This window comes from Bradyrhizobium sp. Crot121 (genome assembly GCF_059512385.1).
Genome location: NZ_JCAMOR010000027.1, coordinates 82,427 through 104,325 on the forward strand (window position 1 = coordinate 82,427; position 21,899 = coordinate 104,325).

22 protein-coding genes and 1 pseudogene are annotated in these 21,899 nt (G+C 58.7%); 10 read left to right on the forward strand and 13 right to left on the reverse strand.

Annotated features, from left to right (window positions below; translation table 11 throughout):
• Positions 1 to 52: 52 nt before the first annotated feature.
• The 3 genes from AC5ZGW_RS23240 to AC5ZGW_RS23250 are packed head-to-tail and all read right to left on the reverse strand — an operon-like array spanning position 53 to position 2,101.
• Positions 53 to 1,111, reverse strand: coding sequence for a caspase family protein (locus AC5ZGW_RS23240; RefSeq protein WP_130226110.1), 1,059 nt, complete (start codon positions 1,109 to 1,111; stop codon positions 53 to 55).
• A gap of 13 nt (positions 1,112 to 1,124) precedes the next feature.
• Positions 1,125 to 1,478, reverse strand: coding sequence for a hypothetical protein (locus AC5ZGW_RS23245; protein WP_130226109.1), 354 nt, complete (start codon positions 1,476 to 1,478; stop codon positions 1,125 to 1,127).
• Complete coding sequence (locus tag AC5ZGW_RS23250) at positions 1,475 to 2,101, reverse strand: hypothetical protein (protein ID WP_130226108.1); 627 nt, start codon at positions 2,099 to 2,101, stop codon at positions 1,475 to 1,477. Before AC5ZGW_RS23250 ends, AC5ZGW_RS23245 begins: the two co-directional genes overlap by 4 nt.
• Before the next feature lie 134 nt (positions 2,102 to 2,235).
• Between AC5ZGW_RS23250 and AC5ZGW_RS23255 the strand changes: the two genes are divergently transcribed.
• The 5 genes from AC5ZGW_RS23255 to AC5ZGW_RS23275 all read left to right on the forward strand — a co-directional run bounded on the left by AC5ZGW_RS23255 (position 2,236) and on the right by AC5ZGW_RS23275 (position 5,860).
• On the forward strand, positions 2,236 to 2,727 hold the full coding sequence (locus AC5ZGW_RS23255) for a hypothetical protein (RefSeq protein ID WP_130226107.1): 492 nt from the start codon (positions 2,236 to 2,238) through the stop codon (positions 2,725 to 2,727).
• 77 nt (positions 2,728 to 2,804) lie between these two features.
• Positions 2,805 to 4,286, forward strand: a complete 1,482-nt coding sequence (locus AC5ZGW_RS23260; RefSeq protein WP_165435229.1) for a trypsin-like serine protease — start codon at positions 2,805 to 2,807, stop codon at positions 4,284 to 4,286.
• A gap of 20 nt (positions 4,287 to 4,306) precedes the next feature.
• Positions 4,307 to 4,906, forward strand: a complete 600-nt coding sequence (locus AC5ZGW_RS23265) for a DUF4384 domain-containing protein (RefSeq protein ID WP_130226105.1) — start codon at positions 4,307 to 4,309, stop codon at positions 4,904 to 4,906.
• Positions 4,907 to 4,940: 34 nt separating this feature from the next.
• The gene (locus AC5ZGW_RS23270) at positions 4,941 to 5,558 is read left to right on the forward strand and encodes a hypothetical protein (protein ID WP_130226104.1); all 618 of its coding nucleotides are present in this window, start codon (positions 4,941 to 4,943) and stop codon (positions 5,556 to 5,558) included.
• The gene (locus AC5ZGW_RS23275) at positions 5,555 to 5,860 is read left to right on the forward strand and encodes an OmpA family protein (RefSeq protein ID WP_130226103.1); all 306 of its coding nucleotides are present in this window, start codon (positions 5,555 to 5,557) and stop codon (positions 5,858 to 5,860) included. Before AC5ZGW_RS23270 ends, AC5ZGW_RS23275 begins: the two co-directional genes overlap by 4 nt.
• 1,173 nt (positions 5,861 to 7,033) lie before the next feature.
• On the opposite strand, the pseudogene AC5ZGW_RS23280 reads toward AC5ZGW_RS23275, so the two are convergent.
• Positions 7,034 to 8,025, reverse strand: a pseudogene (locus AC5ZGW_RS23280) (nitrilase-related carbon-nitrogen hydrolase).
• Positions 8,026 to 8,067: 42 nt separating this feature from the next.
• Complete coding sequence (locus AC5ZGW_RS23285) at positions 8,068 to 8,721, reverse strand: FMN-dependent NADH-azoreductase (RefSeq protein WP_245474731.1); 654 nt, start codon at positions 8,719 to 8,721, stop codon at positions 8,068 to 8,070.
• 201 nt (positions 8,722 to 8,922) lie between these two features.
• Here AC5ZGW_RS23285 and pdxR point away from each other — a divergent pair, with 201 nt between their 5' ends.
• The 3 genes from pdxR (at position 8,923) to AC5ZGW_RS23300 (ending at position 11,356) form a co-directional block, all read left to right on the forward strand.
• Entirely contained in the window at positions 8,923 to 10,344 is a 1,422-nt protein-coding gene (pdxR, locus tag AC5ZGW_RS23290) for a MocR-like pyridoxine biosynthesis transcription factor PdxR (protein ID WP_130226102.1), read from the forward strand.
• A gap of 127 nt (positions 10,345 to 10,471) precedes the next feature.
• A complete protein-coding gene (locus AC5ZGW_RS23295) occupies positions 10,472 to 10,927 on the forward strand; it encodes a carboxymuconolactone decarboxylase family protein (RefSeq protein WP_130226101.1) in 456 nt (151 codons plus the stop codon).
• 108 nt (positions 10,928 to 11,035) lie between these two features.
• Complete coding sequence (locus AC5ZGW_RS23300) at positions 11,036 to 11,356, forward strand: DMT family transporter (RefSeq protein ID WP_028167233.1); 321 nt, start codon at positions 11,036 to 11,038, stop codon at positions 11,354 to 11,356.
• A gap of 207 nt (positions 11,357 to 11,563) precedes the next feature.
• On the opposite strand, the gene AC5ZGW_RS23305 is transcribed toward AC5ZGW_RS23300, so the two are convergent.
• From AC5ZGW_RS23305 to AC5ZGW_RS23330, 6 genes are all read right to left on the reverse strand, one after another.
• Entirely contained in the window at positions 11,564 to 12,598 is a 1,035-nt protein-coding gene (locus AC5ZGW_RS23305) for a D-alanine--D-alanine ligase family protein (protein ID WP_028166633.1), read from the reverse strand.
• Positions 12,595 to 13,683 carry a putative zinc-binding metallopeptidase gene (locus AC5ZGW_RS23310; protein ID WP_245474730.1) on the reverse strand — a complete coding sequence of 363 codons (1,089 nt, stop codon included), beginning with the start codon at positions 13,681 to 13,683 and terminating at the stop codon, positions 12,595 to 12,597. The genes AC5ZGW_RS23305 and AC5ZGW_RS23310 overlap by 4 nt, the downstream gene beginning before the upstream one ends.
• Before the next feature lie 919 nt (positions 13,684 to 14,602).
• Positions 14,603 to 15,136, reverse strand: a complete 534-nt coding sequence (locus AC5ZGW_RS23315) for a hypothetical protein (protein WP_130226099.1) — start codon at positions 15,134 to 15,136, stop codon at positions 14,603 to 14,605.
• A 735-nt stretch (positions 15,137 to 15,871) separates the two neighbouring features.
• Positions 15,872 to 17,080, reverse strand: coding sequence for an ABC transporter substrate-binding protein (locus AC5ZGW_RS23320; protein WP_130226098.1), 1,209 nt, complete (start codon positions 17,078 to 17,080; stop codon positions 15,872 to 15,874).
• Positions 17,081 to 17,412: 332 nt separating this feature from the next.
• Positions 17,413 to 17,808 carry a tautomerase family protein gene (locus AC5ZGW_RS23325; RefSeq protein WP_028167738.1) on the reverse strand — a complete coding sequence of 132 codons (396 nt, stop codon included), beginning with the start codon at positions 17,806 to 17,808 and terminating at the stop codon, positions 17,413 to 17,415.
• 84 nt (positions 17,809 to 17,892) lie between these two features.
• Complete coding sequence (locus AC5ZGW_RS23330; RefSeq protein WP_028167737.1) at positions 17,893 to 18,534, reverse strand: cysteine hydrolase family protein; 642 nt, start codon at positions 18,532 to 18,534, stop codon at positions 17,893 to 17,895.
• A 165-nt stretch (positions 18,535 to 18,699) separates the two neighbouring features.
• Here AC5ZGW_RS23330 and AC5ZGW_RS23335 point away from each other — a divergent pair, with 165 nt between their 5' ends.
• Both AC5ZGW_RS23335 and AC5ZGW_RS23340 read left to right on the forward strand, forming a co-directional pair.
• Entirely contained in the window at positions 18,700 to 19,302 is a 603-nt protein-coding gene (locus tag AC5ZGW_RS23335; protein WP_028167736.1) for a TetR/AcrR family transcriptional regulator, read from the forward strand.
• A gap of 411 nt (positions 19,303 to 19,713) precedes the next feature.
• Positions 19,714 to 19,848 (forward strand): hypothetical protein, encoded by a 135-nt coding sequence (locus AC5ZGW_RS23340; RefSeq protein WP_283813261.1) that lies wholly within the window; start codon positions 19,714 to 19,716, stop codon positions 19,846 to 19,848.
• Here the strand turns inward: AC5ZGW_RS23340 and AC5ZGW_RS23345 are convergent.
• The gene (locus tag AC5ZGW_RS23345) at positions 19,841 to 20,002 is read right to left on the reverse strand and encodes a hypothetical protein (RefSeq protein ID WP_165435228.1); all 162 of its coding nucleotides are present in this window, start codon (positions 20,000 to 20,002) and stop codon (positions 19,841 to 19,843) included. The genes AC5ZGW_RS23340 and AC5ZGW_RS23345 overlap by 8 nt on opposite strands.
• Positions 20,003 to 20,036: 34 nt before the next feature.
• On the reverse strand, positions 20,037 to 21,020 hold the full coding sequence (locus tag AC5ZGW_RS23350; protein WP_028167735.1) for an MBL fold metallo-hydrolase: 984 nt from the start codon (positions 21,018 to 21,020) through the stop codon (positions 20,037 to 20,039).
• Between the last annotated feature and the right edge of the window lie 879 nt (positions 21,021 to 21,899).

Consider the following 21,899-nt stretch of genomic DNA (forward strand, 5'->3'; position numbering starts at 1 on the left):
GCTCGAAGCGCCTTGGGTCTGCAAACCTTAATCACTGTGCGCCCCCTCAACATCAGCAGTAACGTTTGCCTTTCAGCTCAAAGCACTTGTCCGGGATTGCGACGCTCCCCGGGGCAACCGGCAATCTCGAGGATGAGGACGGCTTGCACCCGCCCGTGCCGGCACGCAGGCTGCCATCCTGACACCGCTCCCCATCGAGTGTTTTGATTATAGCTTCGGCCTCGGATCGATATTGGCTGGTGGGAAACTGACGAATGAATTTAAGTAGATCTTTGACGCTAGATTTATCGAGAAAATTCCAGGCCGCCTCATCCGCGGTATTGGCTGGTTCAGCCTGGCCATTCAGATAGATGCGCTCGGCGCCGAGCGATCCATAGGTGTAAGGCTCCTGACGATGATTGGTTGCTTTCAAAACATCGTCGCGAATTGTTCGCAGTAAGAAGTTGATCTCGAGATTTTGCTGTTCGATGTGGGCAAGCAACGAACTGGCAAATGGGCTATTTCGCCCTGCCCCATCTTCGGCAAGCGTTCCCTGTTTGGCGGAATAAGCGACGACGGTCGAGCCCACGGGCTGCAGGTTGTTTAGTCCCCGCCCGATCGCACGCGATGCAACGGTTCGCTTCATGGTGTTTTCAAAGTTGTTTGCTCGGCACGCGTCCAGAAATACAAGCCTTAACCTCTTGGCACCAGCAACAGCCTGAAGAACTCTCGCGAGCGGAACAGCTTCGTCTTCCACGTGGGTGTCGCGATCGAGCTTTGCGTCGATCGGAACCAGGAAGTTGCTGCCATCGATCTCAATGCCGTGCCCCGCATAGAATACGATGGCAATGTCTGCTTCGAGAGCCTCATCCTCGAACGCCCGTAGCGCCCGCAGGAACGCTAACCGGTCCGCATTCATCGCGATCGACACCTTGAAACCAACGCGCCTGAACGCCTCTCCGATATCAGAAGCATCATTCGGCGGATTAGAGAGTGATGCCACGTATCTGTAGCTGCCGTTTCCGACGATCAGCGCTACCCGCTTCGGAACGCCAGCCTCGGCTTTCGCAAGTTCAGGAAATTGAAAGACGACCAACAATACGAAAAGGGCAAAACGAAAAACGATCGGCATGGAAATGTCCTGGCTACTTTCTGCTTTTCTCCGCTGCTACTCGCTTGATCAGCAGAAACAGGTCACGAGCCGCTTCCGGGTTTGAACGTTCGAGCTCGTCCAAATCGGGATCGACAACCGATTCATCTCGCGACTGCAGACTCTCCTCAGATCCTGTCGAACGCGAGCCAACCCGGTTCTGCTGCATCAGATCAAGCGCTTGCCGGACCGCTTGTGGGTGCGATTTCATCAATGTTTGAAGGGTTTGATTACGGTCAATGATGCTCAGTTCGGCCTTGGAGAACGATTGATCGGACGCCGACCTTGCATTGCACGGAAGCGCAACCTGCAGGGCAACAAGGAATATGAGAGCTGCCGATTTGGTCATGGGTGTTTCAGCCTCACTAGATTGATGCGCAAATCCCGGACAACGCGCCCGTACACGTCTTCCATTTTCCCGTTTGATCTAACTATAAAGGTGCCATACGGGGTTTTCTCGCGATGTAGAAAGCCAGCCTTGGCCGCACCCACAACCAGCTTTCTAGTGGTCTCTACTGACATAATAGTAACCAGCAAGCGGCCAAGGTTCGATTGATCGATTGCTCCGGCCTGATCCTTCCAGTTCTGGATCAGTCTCGGCAGAGTGTCGGATGTAAAGATGGCGAGAAGCAACCTGTCGCGCTTCAATCCAATTCGCCGCATCTTCGAATCATCACGAGTAAGTTCGGTCAGATATGCATTGTGAGCTTCGGCAAGATTTCTAATGTCATCGCTGGTTTCAATCTTGCGGGCCTTCAATAAATAGAAGAATTCACTGAACTCATACATCGCATCACTTCTGAGGAGCTCGAGCACCTCTTCATCGCGACTTTCGCTCGCTGCGCAAAGCTCCTGCTGAAATTCTTGGCGCGCGCGGCGAAGCTCCCCGATCAACTCGAGATCAGCGGTGATCTCTCGCTCGGCAGTCCAGTCTAACAGCTTTCCGGTGCCCGCTTTTGAAACCACCGGCATCGCCCCCTCCAAATCATTTGGAGCCTACAAATTGCACTGGAGCTCTCCAAATTCCTCGTCTCTTTTTACCGCGAAAAACCCGAGCATAATCCACTCATCGTCAATCGACGACATCAAACATACAGGAGAGAGCCATGAACATCACCGCGAAGAACCTCGCCACCGCCGCCAGCCTCGCCCTCTTCGCGATCGGCGCGGCGTACCTAGGTACCTCTGCCGTTGTCGCCCATCCGAAGGTCACCGTCCAGTCCTCCGCGCTTACCGTGGACAACCAAATCCGAATCCATGGCAAGGCCGACCGGAATGGCTTTGGGCACCTGTACCTGCTCTCGGCTTCGGGCAGAGCTTTCGTGGTCCGGGAGAACGTGCCGATCGCGCCCAAGGGCGATCTCGAGTGGAATGTGACCGGGCCCTCCAGCGGAAGCCACTCGTTCGGCAAGGATCGGGTCATCTTCGTAACCACAAAGTCCAAGATAAACGGCTTTGCAGGTGAAACCTCCGTGCGAAAACAGTACTCGCTGGATATCGATGAAGCCGCGTTTCGCCGGGCGCTCAAGGCGAAGACCGATCGGCTGGCGAAGAACGAATGGTCGGTTGCCGAAGCCACCGTCGTGACCGTCAAGTAAGCGAGTTGCCTTTTCCGTGGTAGTTGCAATACCCTGGAGACCTGCTCATTAAGCAGGTCTCCGCTTTGAGAATGATCATGTTAAAACGTTTTCATTGCTTCACTATTGCTTCGCTGTTCGTGATGGGCTTCGCACCCGCGCTGGGTGATGGCCGTCCAACCGGAATAGCAAACAACATCGACTACGAGACCACGTACCGCAACCTTCTTCCCGAGACGGAATCGACGACGCGGGGAGGCGATCCCATCTATCGAATCGTTGGCGGCAAACCCGCGCGGCCCGGAGCCTGGCCGAGCATGGTGGCGTTGATCTTTCGCGATCGCCCTATTTGCGGCGCAACGGTCATCGACAAGTACTGGGTTCTTACAGCGGCTCACTGCGTCGCCAACCGAGATATCGCCGAGTTCGAGATCGAGGAGGGTACGGTCGAACTCAACACTACAGGTCGACGGATATCGATCGCAGACATTGTCATCAACCCGCGATATCGCGGCGGTCCGCCCACCAACGATACTGCGCTGTTAAAGCTTAAAACGGCTGCGCTTTCGCCACTACAGACGCTACTGCGCGGGCAAGCTCGCGACACCATTCCTAGGGAGGGCGATTTAGCCACCATCGTTGGGTTTGGAAGGATTCTTGCGCGTCCGGCGCAGGCAGGACAAGGCCAGACCGGAATGGCCTCAAACCGCTTGCTTCAGGCTGACGTCCCCATTGTTGGGACGGCGCGATGCCAGAGCCGCTACGGCGAAAGCCGCATAACGGCGGCGAATCTCTGCGCGGGCTTCGAGGACGGCCAGTCTGACGCCTGCCAGGGCGACAGTGGAGGCCCTCTGCTTTACCGAGGACTACTCGCGGAAACGATCCAGATCGGAGTGGTAAGTTGGGGTGCAGGATGCGCCCAGCCGAGATCGTATGGGGTCTACGCCTCCGTGGCCAATGCGGAGGGCTGGATACGCGAACTCGTCCCAACCGCCAAGTTCGCTCAAGCTTCGGACGAAGGCACCGGGAGTGGGACGGCTTTGTCTTCCGTTCCCGCCTACCTTAGCCAGGCTCTTGCAAAGATCCTCGGAAACACTCAGGCGTCTAAGCCCAGCACTCTGGCTCAGCTCTCGATCGAACTTCTCTCTGGCCCAAGCGCGCGTCTCGGCGACTTGATCCAGCTCCGTGTCATCAGCTCCATCGATGGAAATTTGGTGGTTTTCAACCGCGACCCTGATGGAAAGACTTATCAAATTTATCCCAACAAGTTCATCAAGAACGATGTAGCCGGCAAAATCCGCGCAGGTGCAGCCCTGATCTTGCCCGACCAGGCAGACAGCTTCCGTCTTCGCGCCACACCCCCTCTCGGCAAGAATACGCTCATCGCTGTGGTCCTGCCGCCGCAGACCCCGATCGACGATCTAACAAAACTAAACGATGACTTGGGCGTGATAGCCGATCCAAAATCGTTGTTTGATTCGCTTGCGGATCGCGAGGTGAAGACTCGCGGGATCAAAGTCGAACCCGTTGCCCCCATCAATCGCGCGATCGCGCAATTGACCTATGAGTTGGTTAAATAAGTACCCTTTTGGAGGTTTTAATGAGCTACATCAGCACAGTTTCGGCCATTGCCTTTTGCGCCTCGTTTGTTTTGGCTTCCTCTGCATTCGCAGACGACCAACCGGGCGATCTTGAGCGTGATCTAGTCGCGTCCCAGAAGATTTTTATCGAGGCAACCAAGACGCAAAGGCAGACGATCAAGGTCGTTGCGCAAACCGATCGTCCGAATGCCACTTATAAGGTGGGCGACAAGATGAAGCTCACCGTCAATGTCGACAAGGATGCTTATCTGTACATACTGAATAAGGGGACGAGCAAGGCTACCACCTGGCTTTTTCCCAACGCATATCACAAAGAGGCCTTCGTCAAGGCTGGGAAGAGTCGGATCCCCGCGGATGCGGACAAGTGGACGATCGATGTCCGCGGGCCAGTAGGTAAGGATGTTCTCTACATCTACGCCTCCACCTCGCCGCTGCCGGAGAAGCATCGCAAAACTCTGCTCTCGGATTGGCAAAACGGGAAGGCCTTTGCGAATCTAGATCGATCGGACGACGAGTTCTTGCGAGACCTCGCCGCGGCACCTGCCGAGTCCCAGGGGGCAGCATTAGTCATTGTTACGGTGGCAGCGGACAAAAAGTGACTGCCGCTGGACGCCTAGTAAGACTGGCTTCCTTATGAGCAAGCTGCGCGTTTGTAGAAAAGCGTTCTTACTCGTCCTCGTCCTTGCCGCCCTATGTCTGACATGCATGGTCACACGGAGCGAGGCTTCCGACGACTGCGACAAGAATTGGGGTGAGTTCTACAGCGCGCGTGCTCACCTCAAGCTTGCGGATTTCCGACGGAAGGTGATCGAGGCTCTTGATAATGCGTCCTGCTCTTCGGAACAGCGGCGGACGATTGCTCAAGACGCTGTCCTGGCGCATATCGAAATTGCCTCGCACCTTCCGCTCGATCAGCGGCTAGCCATCTATGAGTCCGCCACCCGCTTCGGGCGGCCCTGGCAGCTTCTCGAGGTCATGGGGTTGTTGTTGCAGACCAAACGCCAGAATGCAGAGCAGGATTTTTCTGGAGCGAGCCAGCTGTTCCAGGAGGCGCTGGTGGACGTTCAAAAGGCGCAAGCGGGTGCGCTCGCAACAGATGAGGACGTTCTGAGAATCTTTCATCTTGCACAGCAATCGCGTTTTCTGTCGCCGGTATTCGTACGGGGTTCCAATTTCGGAATCGCTGCTCGCGGTATTGAGGTTCAATCCACGATTGTCCCCACCAGTTCATTCGCGATAGCGCTACAATGACGGCGCTCGGAGCAAAATACGCCGATGAGTTGATCGCGTATCTGCGGACCAAGCAGCTCCCCAAGCTGCTCATCATTGGTCATACCGACCATGACGGCTCGGACTCCTACAATTTGGCGCTCTCCCGAAGAAGGGCGGACGCAGTGAGGTCCTTTTTGATGACGCGCGGCTACGGACCTGACCGCATAACGACCATCGGCAAAGGCTATCACGAGCCGATCAGACTAGAAAACGCTGAGAGCTTTGACGACGATCAGATAAAGCAACTGTTACGTCGCGTTGAGGTACAGATCGTTCGTTGAACCAATGGCGTTCCGACGAGCAAGATCCCAGGCGCAAGCACAGGACCCGACCAGATCGAGGCGCGAGCAGTTCACTAACCGGAGCAGTTGCCGGCGTGCTTTACGCGAATATATTAAAAGAACATTTTGGACCGTGGCGCAGTGGACCAGTTTCAATGCTACGGTTCGGTTTCAGAGCTTGCGGTTTCGGTGGCAACGTATCATGGCTGCCACATGGCGCCCGACCTGGGTTGGGCCACGCATGTTGGGTTTATTGAAATCGAAGCAATTCGGCATCGCACCGCTGGCTGTCGCAATTTTTGCACACCTTGCTACTTGCTCCCAGTTCTGCGCAGGCCGAATTCCAACAACGCGTAGCACTCATAGTTGGCAACGGGACCACCGCGTGGCTTCCCTCGCTAATCCTTCAAACGAGCGCAGCCGACTTGGAAGAAGCATTTCTGCGAATAGCCTTTGAAGTAAGTCGTGTATCTAACGCCGATCGCTCTGATTTTCTCCAAGCGCTAGGCGCGTTCGAAGACAGGGCCTCGGAAGCTGATATCGCCTCATTTTCTATGCGGGTCATGGTATCGAGATTGACGGCGGCAATTATCTAATCCCCGTGGACGCAAAGCTGGAGCAAGACACAGATGTGAAGGACGACCTAGGGTCTTGCAGGCGGTGCGGGAGGCAAAACGTCTAAGGCTTGTGTTACTTGACGCCTGCAGGACGAATTCATTCGAAACCAGAATGAAAAGGAGCTTCGCGGCCCGCGCGATCGGCCGCGGCCTAAGTTGCTTATTCGTGCGGGGATTTGCACAAAACGCTGACGTAAAGCGGGTAGTTTGCTGCGGCCAGTGCAAAGCCACCGAACTGTCCGCACAAGGCGACTTCCTTCCGGTCTGCAGGCGCGGACGCGTTGCCGTCAGATGATTCGCCCATCCTTCGTTATGGAAGAACTAGCCCTTTGAGTGACTAGGCGAGTATTCGAGACGTCCGCGCACTCCGGCACCCTATTGTCCGCACCCACCTCAGAACCAGACACCGGCGCCGCCGGTCGAGAAGTCGGCGAAGGGCCAGGAACGGACGTGTCGGTGACCGAACTGAGCGCCGGGAGTCCGCCATTCAATACGAGCACAATGGATTTGCAGCCCGGACCTCCAAAGAACACACCCTCGCGCAATTGCGCCCGCACTAAGCTGCCTCGACCTTATCTTCATCAATTGGCTCAACGACGATCGGCAAAGGATGCGTACCGCGTTCATGGATGTGCGCCGCCGCTGTGCGGTCTATGGCCAGGCTGAGAACTTCAGGTCGACTGTAGTGGCCGCGCGAGTCCATGAGCTGCTTGCGCCGATCGATCAACGCGAAATCGAGATCGGCAATCACCTGACCTTCACCGGAACGGAGGGCTTCGCCGATCAATTCACCTTCGGGCGAAATGATTGCCGTGAAGCAGCCGCCGGAGATTGGTCCCATGCTGCACCCGGTGTCCTTCATGATCTGCGCTTGCTGTTCGCTATCCAACCACGCTGTTGCGTTGACGACGAAACAGCCGGCTTCAGGGCGTGTTGACGGATACTGACTTGTGTCTGCTCGGCAAATCGGTCACCTGCGAATGAACCCGGATACATCGCCGAATGGATCTGCTCGCCGTCCGCCATCAAAGCGTAGCGCGCCAGCGGATTGTAATGCTCCCAGCATGCCAACTGGCCGATACGACCGACGGCGCTGTCCACCGCGCGCAACCCGGAGCCGTCGCCCTGGCCCCAAATCATGCGCTCATGGAAAGTGGGACTGATCTTGCGACGGCGCTGGATTAGGTCGCCGTCTGCGTCGAACAACAATTGCGTGTTGTAGAGCGTGCCGCCGTCCCGCTCATTGACGCCTATCGACACGACCATCCTGGCCCGCCTCGCAGCCTCGGCGATAGCCTCTGTAGTGGCCGAGGGTACCGTTACCGCCTGATCGAGCAGCCTGAGGTGCTCCTTGCCGGTTCTGATCTCGAAAGGGGTCTGCACGAATGAGAAATAGGGATAATACGGCACCACCGTTTCGGGGAACGTGGCGAACTGAGCCCCCAGCTTGGCGAGTTCCCCGATCTTCTGAATTACTTTTTGCACCGTTCCTTCCCGGCTGTAGAGCACGGGGCTGATCTGTACGGCAGCGGCTTTGACGATAGTCATGCTGTTCTCCACGAATGCAAATTGAATCGATGCGACCGCTGCTCATACCACTTGCTGGAACGACACCTTTGAATTACGCGCAAAACGGAGAAAGAACCCCTGCATCGCTTGATCGGCTCTGGTGCGGGCTTTGGCGAACGCATCAGGACCAAGGGCCGAGCCTTCAACGGAGAAGAACGTCAGGTCATGCAGGCCGATGGTGCTCAGGATAGCTTTCAGATACGGCGTGAGAAAATCCGGCTGGTGCGTGCGCTCGCCAGAAAATCTTCCGCCCGAGGACACCGCGACAAAGACTGGACGGTCGCGCAGTGCGCCCAGTTTTCCTTCGGCAGTCACGTTGAAAGTGCGACGGACTCGAACGACGTGATCGATCCACGCCTTCAGAGCGACGGGCACCGTGAAGTTATGCATTGGAGTTGCGATGACCACGAAATCCGCGCTCTCCAGTTCCTGAATCAGTTCTTCTGACCGGGACATGGAGCCCTCGGCAAACAGTTCCGCGGACGATCGCTCGGTGCTGCCAAGAGCAGTCGCGTAGCTTTCATCGAGATCGGCGATGGCGCGGCCGATCGGTCGAATGATGACGGTTGCCGTGGGCTCGCTATCCAGCAAATAGTCGATGATTTTTTGAGATAATCTGTAGCTCTCCGATGCCTGTCCGCGGGGGCTGCAAATCAAATGCAGTATTTTCATCATCTGCTTTCCAATCGCTGCGGTCTAACTCTGTTCATCAACGATAAGCAATTGCAGCCTGCATCCAAGGGCCATAAATGAGCTTTGCGAGTGGTCCATGATTGCCCGTGCGATAGTCTCGGCGTTGCAGCCCGCGAGAGGTGGAGACCGATCCGAGCCGTTGTGGCATAGTAGGTTTCGTTCCTCCACAGGTCGGATCGGGCCATGCCTGCCGTGAAACCTGAAAAAATCTCCCCGCTTGATCCAACGGCGGCCGCACCGTTCTACCGGCAAATTTACGATCGGTTTCGCGACGCTATCGCAACTGGAATGCTGAAGCCTGGTGACCGCATTCCCTCGGCGCGGTCGCTGACCAAGGAATTGGGGCTGGCCAGAGGTACCATTGAAACTGCTTATTCCTTGCTGGCCGCGGAGGGGTATATCGAGGCACGGGGGCAGGCAGGGACCATTGTCAGCCCGGAGCTCAAGCCGCGAACGGCCATTACTGGCCCGGTGCCGCTGCCGAATCCCAACATCGATACTGCCAGTTTTCGCCCGGATTCCATCCTGCCGTTCCAGATGGGCTTGCCGGCCTTGGATGCGTTCCCCCGCAAGATCTGGGCGCGCCTTGGCGCGCGCAGTGTGCGAGCCATGCAGCCTTCTGATATGATCCATCCTTCTGTGTACGGCCTGCCGCTGCTGCGTGCGGAAATCGCCAGGTACCTCCAGGTTTCGCGGGGACTCAGCTGCTCGCCATCACAGGTGTTCGTTACCTCGGGATATCGTCAAACTGTTGAACTGATTGGTCATGCCCTATTGAAAGCGGGTAATCGCGTCTGGCTCGAAGACCCCGGCTACCCGCCCACACGGGAAATATTCAACCGTATGCACATTGAAGGCGTCTCCGTGCCGGTCGACGGGGAGGGCATGGTTGTTTCCGATGCCGTCAAGCGGGCGCCCCGGGCGCACGCGGCGGTGGTCACACCTGCGCATCAGAGCCCGCTCGGCATGTCCTTGTCGTTACCCCGGCGCCTCGCGCTGTTGGACTGGTCCGCGCGAAACAAGGCATGGATCATCGAAGACGATTACGACGGCGAATACCGCTATGTCAGCCGCCCGCTCCCTGCGTTGAAGAGCCTCGATCGTGATGGGCGGGTGCTCTATGCTGGCACGTTCAGCAAGGTGCTATTTCCAGGCATCCGCCTCGCCTATCTCGTGGTGCCGGAAGGGCAGGTCGAGCAGTTTGAGCAGGTCACTGAAAGCCTTTCGGCGGGCTGTCCCGGGCTGACGCAAACCATCGTCACTGCATTCATCGGTGAGGGACATTTTGCACGCCATATCCAGCGGATGCGAAAACTCTATGCGGAGCGTCGGGAAGCGACCGCGGCAGGCCTGGAAAGCGTGCTGGGAAAATATGTGCGCATAGATTTGCAGCCCGGGGGCATGCACCTGATCTTGCGTCTGCGAGGCAACCGTTCAGACCGCCGGCTCGTTGCAAGCATGCGGGAACAGAATCTGTACGCGGAGGCGCTCACGGACTGGACGACGCGTAACGACGGAGTTTCGGCCCTTCTTCTGAATTTTACGAATATTGACTCTCGGCGCACGGCCGAAAATTTCGGACGGCGCATCTTAAAATTGATGTAACGGCAGTTTGGGCCCGATCTTCTGGAGCCTGGAATCATGGCCCAGCTACAAAGGCCGATCTTGGACCTTCTTGAATAGGCCAAGATACGAGACGATGGAATCCTTCAACCAGATGAGGATTTCAATCATGAACAAGCGCATCGATTACGCCAAGGCTTCACCGGAAGGCTTCAAGGCTTTCGGAGGTGTCTACGTCTATCTTCAAAAAAGCGGCCTTCCAAAGCAACTGGTCAATCTCGTGTACCTGCGGGTGTCGGAGATCAATGGCTGTGCCTACTGTATCGATATGCACTCCCGCGATCTGCTCAAGTCTGGCGTCGCCGCAGACAAGCTCGTGCTGGTGCCTGTATGGCGCGACGCAGGGGATGTCTTTAGTGAGCGCGAACGCGCTGCGCTGGCTTGGACCGAAACTGTGACGCGGGTCGCCGAAACCGGCGTTCCCGATGCCGACTATGAGGCCGCCGCTCGCGAATTCAGCGACAAGGAACTTGCTGACCTCACCTATGCGATCGGCTTGATGAGCGCGTTCAATCGATTGGGAATTTCGTTCCGCTCGATCCCTGCCGCCGCCAGTAAGGCTTGAGGCGCCATCAGCAACGCGTCGCGCACGGAGATTCGTCCATGCGCATCCGGGCCCCTCACGAGCGCCGCCAGGCCGTAACCCCGGCGACTAGCGAATGGATTGACCCACATGGCATGGATGATATTGGTCTCCGCCGGCCTTCTCGAGATCGGATTCGCCTTCGGTATGAAGTGGTCCGCAGGATTCACGCTGCTGATACCCGCGGTGTTTACGGCTGCCACCGGTTTATCGAGTGTCTTTCTTCTCTCGCAGGCGCTCCGCACACTTCCCGTAGGAACGGGGTACGCCGTCTGGACCGGTATCGGCGCCGCCGGTACCGCGGTTCTGGGTATCGCAGTGCTGGGCGACTCTGCGTCGCCGGCGCGGATGCTTTGCATTGCTTTGATTGTGGCAGGCGTGATCGGATTGAAACTTGTTTCCGCAAACTAAGGATGCCGCTGGAGGCGTTCAGGGGGTGACCATTCTCTTGCGGCAGCAAGCCCCAGTGTCCGGTTTGGGTCCAAAAGCGGCGGTGCATCCCAGCATGGACAGGCGTCCGGTCTGCCACCGACAGCCGACGTAACAACGGCTTGAGCGTTGGTCGGCTCGGGGCCAGAAGCAGACCAGCTCGCGCAATGGCCCGTTTCGCGTGGTCTTTCAGCCTACGGATGCGCCTGCCTTTGCCCGGCTGATTCCGAGGACCAGAATGCGATGCAACAGGTCGGGGTAATCAAGCCCGTCATACCGAGCGGCTGTAGCGAACTCCTGGCTCTTCGCTATTTCAGGGTTGGGATTGGCTTCGATGAAATACGGAGTGCCGTCGGCAGAAAGGCGAAAGTCGATGCGTGCGTATCCATCGAGCCCCAGCGTCCGGTAGATGCGTTTCGCCGTTCGCTGAATGCCGGCGGATACCTCCGGCGCAAGGTCCTTGGCCGGCCCATCTACAATTCCGACGCGTTCCTGATAACTCGGATCGTGTTTGGCCTTTTCGGTGGCTATCTGCCGTGCCCCCTGACCGCCCATGCTGCCGAACTTCAATTCCCAGACCGGCAGAACGCGCAGCCGATTGTTGCCGAGCACGCCGACATATAGTTCACGTCCTTCGATGTACTGTTCGGCGATGGCGGCAGTACCGAGCCGCTCGTGAACGAACGCGACGCGCTCTGCGAGCTGCTCGTCCGTATCGACGATGGATGCTTGCGAGATTCCGAAGGACCCATCCTCGTTCAGGCTCTTGACGACCAGCGGCAGCGCAAGGCGCGCCGGCCGTTTGACCTTGTGGCGTATCGGAAACACGGCAAAGGCGGGCACCGCGATCCGGCGATGGTGCACCAGTGTCTTGGATAGATCCTTGCCGCGCGCCAGGATCAGGCCGCGCGGGTTACACCCGGTATACGGGATTTTCATCAGCTCGAGATAGCTGGCGATATGCTGGGCATACGCGGACGCATAGTGGAATTCCTCCAGCAACGTGAATACCACATGGGGCTTGAAACCTTCGATCTCGTCGCGCACCGGCTTGATTTCCTCCTGCACGCCGAGCGGGTGAACGTCATGGCCAGCCCCACGCAAGGTGCTCACGACGTCGAATTCCGTTTTCCATGCGTTGACTTCCCGCGCGGTGTATCCGTCGGTCGAGTCCGGGGGCACGCAGTCCGGATGCATCAGCACTAGAATGCGCAGACGTCTCATAGCGCGATCCATTTGCGCCGCGACGGGCCGAACAGCGCGTGCATGGTCTTGGCAGTCAACAGGACGGTGAAGTCGAGCACAAGCTTCCGTTCGGAGCCGGGGGCACGCAGATCGAGTTCGCGGCAGCGGGAGATCATATCGTCAAGAACGGCGTCGAGCGTAAGCTGGTTCTCGCCCGTCCACCGCGCAACCAGCTGTCTGATCTGGGCGCGGTGCCGTCTGATAAAAACCGAAGCCGGTTGCTGCCGCCGATGCCGTGGGTCAGCAGAGAACAGGCGGGAGAGGTCGCGGTCGTATGTCTTCGGTGGCTTGAAGGCGTAGAACGCCTGCTTTTTTTGGTAATGCTCGCCAAGCGTTTGACTGAGCTTATGCAGCGGATCGGTACGCTCGCGCGTCGTGACTGGCGGCCGCTTCCCTGCTATCTCGCCCATCAGCTCGTCGACATATTCAAGCTTCTTCAGCGCTGGCCAACCGGCATACCGTGTCCGCCAGTTCGACCGCGGCCGCAACCACACTGCAAAGGTTTCGGCGAAATCTTCGTCCGGATGGCTCTGCGCGTACCAGAGCCGAAGATGCTGGACATAACGCCGGCTAGCCGGATTGGGCCGGTAGTAGAGGGGGTAGTGTTTCGAAGACGGGCCGAACAACTGCTGCCAACGCCGGCGGCGTTGCAGCTGGTAGGCGTGCTGCACGGCATGGCCTGCCTCGTGACGGAGAATGGCCATGCACTCGGACCAGGTGCCACCCTCCACGTCGAGCATCATTTTCTTCTCGATCTTCATAAGTCGGGGATGGGCGAGATAGAATGGGATGGCGATGCCCGGCACATTTGCCGGACTAAACCATTCGCTCGATATCCATGCGTGTGGCCGCAGCCGGATGCCCCGCGCCTGAAGCTCTTCGTATAGAGTTCTGAGACAATCCTCGAGCCAGGTGTCTTCGACCGAAACCTTCAGGCTACTGAGGCGTTGCTCGAGCAACTGCTCGTCCGACAGCTTTTCCCAAGTATATTTCCGACGTGGCATAGGCATCCAGAAGCCATAAAAACGCACCTGGATGGTGTCATAGGATGCTGCTGGCAACAACCGCCGAGTCTTGGCGGCGTGCCGTTGTTCGATGGCCGCGTCGGCTTTGGGTCAAAAGCGCCGATTGGAAGGTCGACCAGTCACTTCCGATCGACCCCGATAAGCAGACGATTTCCGATCGTGCGCGGACTTCGCAGTCGGGCCATTTCCGGACTTCGCAGCAACGAAGGTCCTTCCGCGATCATCACCGGGTACTGCCGGCGCCGGGGATAGCGCGACTAAGAGCACCTTTACAATAATCGTCCAGCTTGGCGGCAGCAGACCTCAGGCAAGACTCGAGGCGGCCCTGTCCGGGTTCGACGCTGGCACACTCTCGGTTGAGCCGCTCCCTGCATGTCTTGTCAACCGCACTAAGCCTAGCAAGTGCCAAGAGGCACGCATCTGAAAGTTCCTGGATGTGCTCTCGAAAACAGGCGCGGAGACTGTCTCGACCTGGCTGTATTCCGGCGCACAACCTCATCTCGTCCGCTGTGCAGGGTCCTACTGGCTTTTGCGCAGTCGCACTCGACGCCAACAGCATGAGGGCGACGCAAATCATCAGAGTGATCTTTATCATCGACGATTTCATCCTTGGGCGGCACCGCGGCTTCGTGTGCTCTCCGACATCGAGTTTCCGGAGGCGGCCGACGACTTGTGTTGATTTAGATCAACTCTTGCCCGCTTTGGGTCACAAGCGGCATTTGACGCCGCGCTGAGCGGCGTCCGGTCTACCCCGGTGAGCTGACGTGGCGATCTTCAATCCAGATTTCGGCCATGGGCCAACAGCGGAAATCAGATTGGGCGGTGCCAGACCGACCGCTGCCGACCCTTAGTCATTACATCCCGCTCGTATCTAGTGGGGTGCTTATGTTGGTTTTGTGCCCAAGTTGAGCACCTCTCCCGTGAATGCACGGCGCTCGCCATAGCGAGTTCTCAACGCTCATCTGGCCGGATCAGGTCGCGACCTTCCAACGGTCCCTGGAATCTTGTACTCGCCGCGGAGTTCATCCCATAACGCCGTGTCGCTGATCAGGACGACGTGGTAGTCGCCGCGGCCCGTGATCCCCGCATACTTCCCCGTGCCGCCAATGAACTCGAAGGTGCCGCGTAGCTCCGGCAGTTTCGCGTCTTTCAGAACGTACTTGGCAAAGACCTTGGACCCGTCGGCCTCTGTGAATGTCTTGTAGCCGCCGCTGGAAGTGCCAGCATCCGTCAGATCAACCACCTGATAGCGAGCTTTGTCGAGGAAGGGCTTGCCGTCTGCATTGAACACGGCGCCATCGTATTCGGTGACCGACACCGTATGGTCGGCCCGGTTTTCGAGCTTCACGCTCTTATTCGACAGGGTGACCAGAACGGCTCGACCGAACCATTGGCCTGCTTCTTCCGCCACAGCGGGGTCAGCGTTCACCGGGAACGCCAAAGCAAGTACAACACAACCCCACATCCGCGATGCATTGAGATGATACCTCATGGTTTCCTCCCAGATGGGTTGCAGGTTTACAGACTACAAATCTAGTCGGAGCAAATACCTCCATGATCGAGTTTCCACGATGCCGATCATACCACTCGTTCCAGGGAGGACTGCACAGAACGATTTTGCATAGTGCGTCTAATGGCCGCGTGATTATGCATCGTTCCGCTGGGCACCCCCGGAGGGGACGTCTGGCATTGTCTGGCGTGAAAGGCGTTGGCCGGGACCTTTCCTGTCGCGACGAGATAGGTTCGGATGGCTTGCATTAGTGCCAGAAACAGCGCCCACAAGACGAAGCCTGTCAGTGCGTAGCCCGTGTTAGACATGTCCCCCGAAGTCATTCCTGCCCGAACCGGTCAGGGACAATGCCGTAACGGGACGCCGGGCGATGGGCAACGTCCGCTGTGGGTCCAAAAGCACCGTCTGGAAGGTCGGCCAGTCACGTCCGGTCTCACCCGATAAGCGGACCATTTTAAAGTCCGCTCGCAGTTCGCATCAGGGCCAGAAGCGGTCATGCCCGAACTGCTCTGGTCGCGAGCGAGCCATTCCAGGGGCGCCGAGCGGAGCGCAGGCGAACCAATCCATCTCTGGTCCGGGCGCCGCGCTTCGAAGGCCGCTACAGAACAGCGCCCGTTTGTGCGCGGGCGGAACGGAGGCCCGTCGAGGTCAGAGAACAACCGATGATAGCGACGCCCGACGGGCGTGCGAGCCGCCGACACGTCACCGCGACCAATCTCAGAGGTGCTTCACCATCGAGCAAGCGCTCTCGCTCAGCGGCCGCGCCGCTTTCTCAGCCGGCACTGTGGCAAGGATCTTGAGATAATCGAACGGGTATCTGGATTCCGAGGGCTTCTTCACCTGCAGCAGATAATAGGGCCGCATCACACGCCCGTCCTCGCGCACCGTGCCCTTGGTGTAGAAGTCGTCGACCGGCAGTTCCTTCATCTTGGCGACGACTTTGGTCGCATCGGTCATGCCAGCTGCCGCCACCGCCTTGAGGTAATGCAACGTCGCCCCGTAGGTCCCGGCATGGATCATGCTTGGCGGTTTCCCGCCGTTGCGGGCGAGGAAGCGTTTGGTCCAGGCGCGGGTCACGTCGTCGAGGTCCCAGAAAAAAGTCTCGCTCGCGGTCAGACCCTGCGCCGCTTCGAGCCCAAGGGCGTGGGTGTCGGGAAACTGCAGCAGGAGCGCAGCCACGCGCTGGTCGCTGCTGCGGGTCAAGCCGAATTCCGCGGCCTGTTTGATCGCGTTGATGGTGTCGCCGCCAGCGTTCGAGAGCGCGACGATCTTCGCCTTCGAGGCTTGCGCCTGCAGCAGAAAGGACGAGAAATCGGCGGTATTGAGCGGATGGCGCACGGCCCCCACCACCTTGCCACCGGCGGCCACGACGAATGCTGAAGTGTCACGCTCGAGGGCATGCCCGAATGCATAGTCGGCGGTGATGAAAAACCAGCTATCCCCGCCCTGGTTCACCAACGCCTGGCCGATCGTCGCCGCAAGGCCGTAGGTGTCGAAGCTCCAGTGCACGCCGTGCGGCGAACAGGCTTTTCCGGAAAGATCCGACGTGGCGGCGCCGGTATTGATGTCAACGGCGTCGTGCGTGCGCGTCACCTCGCGCACGGCGAGCCCAACGGCCGAATTGGGAATGTCGAGGATGAGGTTGACGCCCTCGGTCTCGATCCACTGCCGCGCGATGTTGGCGCCGACGTCGGGCTTATTCTGGTGGTCGGCGAAGATGACTTCGACCGGCCGGCCCAGCACCTTGCCGCCGTAATCCTCGACCGCCATGCGCGCGGCGTGGACCGAGCCCATGCCGGTCAGATCCGCGTACAGTCCCGTCTGGTCGTTGAGGACACCAAGCTTAACAGGTTGCGAGACCGCGGAGGCGGTGAGCCCCACTCCCCACAACAGGAGCGCGAGCGTGGCGATAATGTTGCGACGCATGAAAACCCTCCCCTTGCTGTAGCGACCGCTGAACGCCGGTCGTCTTCATGATGGTACAGGGGAAGGGCATCACTGCAAAGCGGGCGCTGGCTTTTGCTTCCGCGCCGTTCATCAGCGCGGCATGGCAGCGATAGGGCGCGATGTCCGGTGCGGTCAATCGCGCCGGTTTCCCCCGCAGCCCGAGACTTCCGGTCTACCCCAAACTGCGGACATGTCTCCGCGCTGCGCAACCTGTCGCGAAGGGCCATTTTCGGACTCATGCACTGCAGCACACTGTCGAGCTATTCGATCATTTCGTCTGCACGGCCGGACATGACGGGGCGCGGAGCCCCTCAGGTCGAGATATGCGCTCGCTGCGCGAGCCCTTGGCCGAAGGAGATATTCTCGCCGGGCATCTCATAGATCAGAACGACGAGGTCGTCCGCCCTCACGCCGGCCTTCTCCACGACGAGCCGGTTCAGCGCGGCGAGCAACGCCAGGCGCTTCTCCTTCGGGCGACCGGAGATAAAGGTCAGCTCGAGGAGGACGAAGCGATCGCTGTACGTACAGCCGACGAAAGCCGGCGTGTGGACGAACTGTCCTTTCGGAAGAACGTGCGTGATGCGGAAGTAGTCCTCCGGCGGGACCGAGAGCACTTCCTCCAGTGCTGCCTGTACGGCCGTCCCGATTGCGGCGAGCTCGCTATCCTTGAACGCACCTTCGTGCACATGAATCTTGGCTACGGGCATCTCAAAAACCTCCTTCGGTTGGCAGCGGCTCCACGTACCGATAGTGGACCGCAGTCTCGATATCGGCAGTCACGTCGCTTCCTCTCACGCCGCGGCCGCCGCCGGGGAAGCCTTGATCGCCGCGATCAGTTCGGCGGTCGTCACGATCTCATGGGCATAGGTCGGCGCGTCGATGTTGACCGCCGCATGCATCGCCTCGGGCGAGCGGGCAGCGGTGGCATCGCGCACGTAGGTGACGTGATAACCAAGCTCCATGCCGATGCGGGCGGTGGCCTCCAGGCAGGTATTGGCGAGCAGACCCACGCAGATGATCTTTTCCTTGCCGTGCCGCTTCAGCAGTTGATCGAGGTCGGTATTGGGGAAGCCGCTCGAAGCCCAATGCTCCGTGCAGCAGAGATCGCCCGGCCGGAGCTTGAAATCATCGTGGAATTCGCCGCCCCACTGACCGCGGGCGAAGATCATGTTCTTCGCCGCCTGCAACTGATAGGGCGACGGATACTTCCAGTCCTTGTAGGTGTCGGGCTCCATGCGGTGATGCGGTACATGGATGATCTTGATCCCGGCCTCCCGCGCGGCGACGACGATCGCACGGAGATTGTCGAGCAGGTTCACCTGCTCGGCGACGTCCTTGACCGAAGGCCAAAGCTTGCCGTCTGGATGGAGGAAATCGTTGTAGAAATCGATGCAGAGAAGCGCCGTGATCTTGGGGTCGTAGGTGGTCGCCATGTCGAGTTCCTTCGCGAAAACGTGGCTTTGGAGACTTTCAAAAAAATAGATAATATATATAATCTATTCTAGCCAGTCACGATTGCTTGCGGGACGGCGGTTTCTTACGACCGAGGCCGGCGTAAAGTCGCGGATCTCGATCGAGTTCGGAAAGGAACAACGGACATGGGTCGCTCATCGCAGGAGCAGGCGCAGAAGAATCGGCAGAAGATCCTGAAGTGCGCGTCCCGCCTCTTCCGCGAGTTCGGTGTGGACAGCGTTTCGGTGGCCGAGGTCATGAACGCCGCTGACATGACGGTTGGCGGCTTCTACAAGCACTTCAAGTCCAAGGACGCCCTCGTCGAGCAAGTCTTCTCCCTGACCTTCGAGCAGTCATCCGCCGCCTGGCGGCAGGTCTGCGAACGCAAGTACGACGATCCGGGCGTCCGGTCGGCCGCCATCGTCGACTACTATCTGACGAAGAAAGGGGCCGATCAGGCTTGTCCGATGATCGCCTTCGCTCCTCACGTGACGGCCGAGGCCGCCGACGAGTCCTCGCGCGAGTCCTACAGGGACGGGACGGAGGCTCTGTACGCACAGTTTCTCGATCACTTGGCGAAGTCGCGCGGTACGAACGGCGCGTCGTCCGATCAGGAAGCCAAGGTTCTGTTCGCGGCCATGATCGGAGCGCGGCTTCTCTCTCAATCGGTGGGCGACACGGAATGGATCCGTTCGCTGAAGAGCGCCGTGAAGGCAGAGGCCGCCCAAGACGCAGCCTCGCTGGACTGATGGAACAAGCAGAACCTTCCTGATCCTGCAGGCGATACCGATGCGAAAATGCTATCCTCTACATCGAGGTACTCCGGACATCTATGATTTCGCCTGATTGCAGTGGCAACTTGCCACGTCGCCTTTGGGTCAAAAGCGCCGATTGGAAGGTCGACCAGTCACTTCCGATCTACCCCGATAAGCAGACGATTTCCGATCCCGCGCGGACTTCGCATTCGGGCCATGAACGGACAGCACGCTCGCAAAGGAAAAACGAAAAGGCCGCCAAAGAGCGGCCTCGTTTCAATTTATGTAAGTCTCTCGGAAAATCAGCTAGCGTTACGGCGGCGGCGGACGAGCCAATAAGCGCCATAGCCTAGTCCGATCACAAGTGCGGGAATCCCGGCGCCTAGAAGCGGGCAGGAGCACCGTGTGGCGGCCTTCGCCAAGAAGGCGCCCGCCGAGGATTGGGCACTCATGCGTTCGTTCAATGACGAAAGCCGCTTCACCGTGCATACCGCGGCGGAGATATTGTTTGCATTTCAGGACGGCGAGCAGGTCAGGTGAGCGCCCATAATCGCCATCTTGTGCCGATGCCGGCGCACAAGCCGCGTAGCGGGAAACCGCGGAAGCTGTCCTCGCTACGGACGCCACCGGCAATGCCAGCAGCGGCGGCGGCGTTGCCGTCGCGGGTGCCGTCGCTGATGGTGCGACCGGCCAACGCGGGGCCTTCGAACCTACGACAGGATTTGCCATCAGACGCCCTCGTAGACCAGCCTGGTGAACAAGGCCGGCGTAATGAGGAACCGGCCCCATTTCGCGTCGAACTGCTCGGTTGGCTTGGCTGCGATGGTCTCATCGAGCGAGCGGCCCGACCGCTTGAGCGTTGTGACCTTCTCCCTGATGGCGACGAGCATATCGCGATAGCCGATCAACTCGTCCTTGTTGCTCACGGCGCTGGCTTGGCCCGGCATGTTGTGGCCGGGAATGACGATGGTCTCGCCGCTGGTGGCGGCGATGTTCTGCTCGGTCGCCCGGATCATCCCGTCGATGTTGCCACCGGTCGAATAGTCGATGAACGGATAGAAGCCGTTCCAGTAAGTGTCTCCGCAATGGAGGATATCAGCCTCAGCGAAGCGAACCGAGATGTCGCTGTCCGTATGCGCGGGGCTATAGTGCTTCAGATCGAGGGTGGAGCGATTGAGGCTGAGGCGTTTTTCCGAAGCGAACACCTCGGTCGGCACCGCGGCCAAGGGCGGCGAAGGAAAATTGTAGTCCCAGTCCTCGACCCTCTGGGCAGTCAGCAAATGCTTATGCGTGTTCTCGTGAGCCAGAATGGCAGCGCCTTCTTCGTTTAGCCACTGATTGCCGTCCGTGTGATCGAAGTGCCAGTGGGTGTTGATCAGGTGTTTGATCGGATCGCGGCTAAGGCTGTTGACCGCCTCCAGAATCCGCGGCCGTGTCGGGGTAATGCCGGCATCGACGAACAGCTTGCCGTCTTCGCCGGTGAGGACCGCGATATTGCCTCCGGAGCCTTCGAGGACCGTCACGTTGCCACGCAGCTTGTGGACCTGGAGGGGCATCGTTGCGGCGGCGTCGCGGATCGTATCGACGATGTTGCGTGACTCGGCGTAGGCCTCGTCAGGCTTCAACCAGCCACGGTTGGTTGCGAAAGCGGCGGCGGCTACGGCACAGCATGTGCAGAAGCCGCGTCGTGACAGCGAGGTATGCAAGGACATCGGAGACTCCTTTGATAGATCGGATGGGCTTCCAAGGTGGCGGAATTGCATCGGCGTAGTTGGAACGAAGCTCGCCAATCACAAGACCAAAAATTCAGAATCCAGCATCCAATGCGTTGGATGACCGTGCGAATTTCGATTGAGGAGTTGTAGGGATTGTCTTCGATAGTGCGGGGTTCGGTTGAGAAGTTGTAGGGATTGTCTTCGACAGCTCGCGGCCCGCGCGCTACCGCACACTCGTCGAACGTGCTGAAGTTTCCGCTGCCTCGCCGGAGTCGGCTTCGGGTCATTCGCGTCGAATTCAACAGGCGCCGTCTACTTCTCGTCTTCCCCAATAACCGGACATTCTTGGTGTCCCTCGGCGCGTCTCAAACGGGCCATCACCGGACTCCTTCATCGCAGTAATTGTCCTCTTCGATTACGTTGCCGGGCGCCTGACGAGCAGTGCTGGAACGAGATCAGTCGTCGCCGACAGTTATTTTGCCCGCGCGTGCTGGTCGAACACCCTCAGCACGGCAAGTGTCATAGCCTCAACACCGGTTTCAATGGTCGGCTTCGGCACCGGCGCGAATAAGGGCGAGTTGGTTGCCCCGGCCATTGCAGGCGTCGCCCTCGCGGGCCGCGGCGACACGCTCCGGCTTATAGACGCCGGAAGAACATCGAGGGCACGCCAGCCCGCATCTCGGCAGCCAATTTAGCCGCGGTCTTCTCTTAAACCGGACGTAACAGCGGACATCGCTCTTCGTAACCCGCTGCCCCCTATGCCGCCACGGCAAAAAACCGGAAACCGGCTACCGCGAGGTTGTCGGGAGATACCTGAACCGGCTCGCTAACCGTCTCTGACTCTGCCAACAGAAGGCAGGTCGGACAGTTGAACAG